Annotated in this window: 2 protein-coding genes and 2 pseudogenes; all 4 read left to right on the forward strand. The window is 58.5% G+C overall.

Annotated features, from left to right (window positions below; all coding sequences use genetic code 11):
* Positions 1-660: pseudogene (locus HF921_RS11175) on the forward strand (outer membrane protein assembly factor BamC); the annotation flags it as partial.
* The gene (gene purB, locus HF921_RS11180) at positions 657-1,964 is read left to right on the forward strand and encodes an adenylosuccinate lyase (RefSeq protein ID WP_064219721.1); all 1,308 of its coding nucleotides are present in this window, start codon (positions 657-659) and stop codon (positions 1,962-1,964) included. The pseudogene HF921_RS11175 and the gene purB, both read left to right, overlap by 4 nt.
* Positions 1,961-2,683: a phosphoribosylaminoimidazolesuccinocarboxamide synthase gene (gene purC / locus HF921_RS11185; RefSeq protein ID WP_064219720.1), complete on the forward strand. Its 723-nt coding sequence runs from the start codon at positions 1,961-1,963 to the stop codon at positions 2,681-2,683. Before purB ends, purC begins: the two co-directional genes overlap by 4 nt.
* Before the next feature lie 70 nt (positions 2,684-2,753).
* A pseudogene (locus HF921_RS11190) lies at positions 2,754-3,553 on the forward strand (phosphoribosylformylglycinamidine synthase); the annotation flags it as partial.

The following is a 3,553-nucleotide window of genomic DNA, read 5'->3' on the forward strand; positions in this document are numbered from 1 at the left end:
CTGGCCTTTGTACTGGGGAACACCGTGGCACCTACCCATCGGGAGAGATACACCTTTCATCTGAATGCGGGCGAAAATGGATCCGAAATCTTGACGATACGGCAGGATCGCGTTTGGAATAACCCTACAGGTGGCAGTGTGAAATGGACGAAAGTACCCGCCGATGCCAGGCACAACCGGCAGATTATGGAAGCGCTGCGAAAGCGCCTGAGCCAGGAATCACTCCTCGCGGAAATGCCGGACATTAAGGTTACCCGTTACCAGGATGATCGTGGCCCTTATCTGGTGTTGAATGTGGTTCCCGCCAAGGCACAGCCGGCGGTACAAATGGTTTTGCAGAATCTGGGTTATCCCGTGCAAAGTGCGGGCATGGGGGTATGGGATGTTCAAGTGCAGGAAGGTGGTGCACAGGCAGATCGGAAACAGGGCTTCATCGGCGGCATCTTCCAGCGGACCTGGGACAACATCAAGGCTATCTGGAGCAGCCCGGAAAAGCGGAAACCCATTTCGGTGCGGGTGAAGCTGTTGCGCATGAAAAACAACGAGGGCAGCGTACTGGAGACGACTTCGGGCGTTGGCAAGGATGCCGCCACATGGTCCGCAGAGATTCTCGACAAGCTGCAGTCGGGTCTGTCTTCCAAGAATGGAGACAAGGCATGATCGAGCGCTATACGCGCCCGGAAATGGGTGCCTTATGGACGCAGGATGCCAAATATCAGGCCTGGCTCGATGTGGAGCTGGCAGCTTGCCGGGCGCTGGCGGTACGGGGGCAGATTCCCGCCGACGCCTTGGCCGAGATCGAGGCGAAAGCGGCTTTTGATAGCACCCGTATTGCGGAAATTGAGCTGGAAGTCAAACACGACGTCATCGCCTTTCTGACGTCGGTGGCCGAGCATGTGGGGCCGTCCAGCCGCTTCATCCATCTGGGCCTGACCTCTTCGGATGTGGTGGATACGGGGTTTGCGCTGCAATTGAAGCGTTCCGGGGTGCTGCTGCTGGAAGGGATGGACCGCTTGCACCGGGCCTTGGTGAAGTTGGCCTGGAAGCATAAGGATACGCTGATGATCGGCCGCTCCCACGGCATTCACGCGGAGCCCATCACTTTTGGTCTGAAGGTGGCGGTCTGGTGTGCCGAGGCGCAGCGCAATCGGCAACGTCTGGTCAGTGCCATCGCCGCGGTGTCGGCGGGCATGTTGTCGGGGGCTGTGGGCACTTTCGCCAACATCGATCCTAGTGTCGAAGACGCGGTCTGTGCGGAGCTGGGGCTGACCCCGGAACTGGCCAGTACGCAAGTCATTTCCCGGGATCGTCATGCCGAATTTTTTGGTGCCTTGGCGGTGATTGCCGGATCTATTGAAAAGATTGCCGTGGAAATTCGCCATTTGCAGCGCACCGAGGTGTTGGAGGCGGAGGAGCCATTTAGCGCCGGGCAGAAGGGCAGTTCCGCCATGCCCCACAAGCGCAATCCCATCCTCTCCGAGAATCTGACCGGTCTTGCCCGTCTGCTGCGCGGTTATGCGGGCATGGCGCTGGAGGACATCGCCCTCTGGCATGAGCGCGATATCTCCCACTCCAGTGTGGAGCGGGTGATTGGCCCCGACGCCTGCATTGTCATGGATTTCATGTTCCACAGGGCGAGCGGCCTGCTGGAACGGCTGGTGGTCTATCCGCAGCGGATGCTGGAAAACCTGCATAAAATGCACGGCCTGATTTTCTCGCAGCGAGTGCTGCTGGCGCTCACCGAGAAGGGCATGCTGCGCGAAGATGCCTATCGGGTGGTGCAGCGCAGCGCGATGCAGGTCTGGGAGGCGAATGCGGATTTTAAGTCGCTTCTGGCGGCGGACCCGCAGATTCAGCCTTATCTGAACGCGCAGGAATTGACGGAATTGTTTGATCTTGCCTATCACACCCGCAACATTGATGCCATTTTCGCCCGTGTTTTTCCGGAAGGGCAACCCCGATGAGCGAACGTACCGCCCTTTACGAGGGCAAGGCCAAGATCGTCTATGCCAGCGAATCACCCGATGAACTGGTTCTGCATTTCAAGGACGACACTTCGGCCTTTGACGGCGAAAAGGTCGAGCAGCTTGCTCATAAAGGCGAGATAAACAATGCGTTCAATACCTTCATCATGGAGTATTTGCAGGGTGAGGGTGTGCCGACCCATTTTATCCGCCGCCTCAATGCGCGAGAAAGCCTGGTGCGCCGTCTGGAGATGATCCCGGTGGAGTGTGTGGTACGGAATCGGGCGGCGGGATCCTTGTCCAAGCGCCTGGGTATCGAGGAGGGCCGGATTCTGGAGCCGCCGACGCTGGAATTTTTCCTGAAGAACGATGCGCTGCATGATCCGATGATTAACACCTCCCATATTCGCACTTTCGGCTGGGCAACGACAGAAGAAGTGGAAGCGATGCGCCGCTGGACCATGCGGGTCAATATATTGCTGTCCGCACTATTTGCAAAAGCGAATCTGATTCTGGTGGACTTTAAGCTGGAGTTCGGGCGTTTTGACGGGGAGCTTTATCTCGGCGATGAATTCAGCCCCGATGGCTGCCGACTCTGGGACGCCCGGAGTCTGGAAAAAATGGATAAAGATCGCTTTCGTCGCAATCTGGGCGGGGTGGTGGAAGCGTATATAGAAGTCGCACGCCGCCTGGGCGTGCCGCTCCCAGCGGTATCATAAAGTCAGTGTCTTTCCAGCGGGATAGCCTGCGGGCTCGTCCTGCCGCTTTTCTTGAATGAGGGATCATCCCATGCTGCTGCTTCGCGGTCCTGCGGTGCTGTCCGCTTTTCGTGTGCAACACTTGCTACGCATCCTCGTTGCCGGGGGGGTTCCCGTCCAGAGCGCAGTCGCTCAATACGTCCATCTGGTTGATCTCGGCGCACCCCTGACGTCGGCAGAAATGGGGGTGCTGGCGGCTTTGCTGCATTACGGGGAATCTGCTGAAGGAGATGCAGAGGACGCAGCGGAAGTCTGTGTGGTGCCCCGTCTCGGGACCATCTCACCATGGTCCAGCAAGGCGACGGATATTGCCGGACACTGTGGATTGGGTGCGGTGCGGCGTATCGAACGGGGCGTTTCATATCGCGTGCACAAAATTGGCGATGCGGCTTTCAACGCGGCGGAGTTACAGGCGATGAGCCGGCTTCTGCACGATCCCATGACCGAGTCGGTGTTGCCGGACTGGGCGGCGGCAGAGGCACTTTTTGCCCATCCGGAACCCGCGTCACTGATCCGCATTCCCCTGCACAACGAGGGGCGAGCCGCTTTGCGCGCGGCCAATGCCAGCTTGGGTCTCGCGCTCGCTCCGGCGGAACTGGATTATCTTTTTGATTATTTTTCCGGTCTGGGACGCGATCCCAGTGATGCCGAGTTGATGATGTTTGCGCAGGCCAATTCCGAACACTGTCGGCACAAGGTATTCAATGCGGCCTTCCGGCTGGATGGCCAGGATCAGGCCCTCAGCCTTTTCGCCATGATTCGCGAAACTCACCGCCTGCATCCGCAGGGTACCCTTTCCGCCTATAAGGACAACGCCGCGGTCATGGCGGG

Source organism: Acidithiobacillus ferriphilus (assembly GCF_018854775.1).
Taxonomy (GTDB): Bacteria; Pseudomonadota; Gammaproteobacteria; order Acidithiobacillales; family Acidithiobacillaceae; genus Acidithiobacillus; species Acidithiobacillus ferriphilus.

Excerpts from the sequence above, each read along its gene's own strand:
- purC (WP_064219720.1), top strand. The coding sequence starts at position 1,961 with ATGAGCGAACGTACCGCCCTTTACGAGGGCAAGGCCAAGATCGTCTAT.
- purB (WP_064219721.1), top strand. The coding sequence starts at position 657 with ATGATCGAGCGCTATACGCGCCCGGAAATGGGTGCCTTATGGACGCAG.